We start from the raw sequence: 628 nt of genomic DNA on the forward strand, positions 1-628 counted from the left end.
CCGCCACCGTGGCGGGCCATGCCGCCGTAGGTGTCGACGATGATCTTCCGCCCGGTCAACCCCGCGTCACCCATCGGACCACCGACGACGAACCGGCCGGTCGGGTTGACCAGCAGCCGGGTGTCGGCGGCGTCCAGACCCACCCGCTCCAGCTCCGGGTCGATGACCTTGGCCTTGATGTCACCGGCCAGCATGCCTTCCAGGTCGATGTCCGCGGCGTGCTGCGTCGAAAGCACCACGGTGTCCAGCCGAACCGGCTGGTCGCCCGCGTACTCGATGGTCACCTGCGTCTTGCCGTCCGGCCGCAGGTAGGGCAGCACGCCGTCCTTGCGGACCTTCGTCAGCCGCCGGGCGAGCCGGTGCGCGAGCGCGATCGGCAGCGACATCAGCTCGTCGGTGTCGGTGCAGGCGTAGCCGAACATCAGGCCCTGGTCACCGGCGCCCTGCTGGGCGATCTCGTCGCTGTCGCCCTCGACCCGCGATTCGTGCGCGGTGTCCACGCCCTGCGCGATGTCCGGCGACTGCGACCCGATCGCCACGTTCACACCGCAGGAGGCACCGTCGAAACCCTTGGCCGAGGAGTCGTAACCGATCTCCAGGATCTTCTCCCGCACGATGGTCGGGATGT

1 protein-coding gene is annotated in these 628 nt (G+C 69.3%); it reads right to left on the reverse strand.

All coding sequences use genetic code 11. The annotated features are described in order from the left end of the window. Positions 1 to 628 (reverse strand): methionine adenosyltransferase domain-containing protein (locus ACTWQN_RS38035; protein ID WP_443208529.1); only part of this gene is annotated, 628 nt, incomplete at both ends.

This window comes from Saccharopolyspora antiqui (assembly GCF_052246905.1).
Taxonomy (GTDB): Bacteria; Actinomycetota; Actinomycetes; order Mycobacteriales; family Pseudonocardiaceae; genus Saccharopolyspora.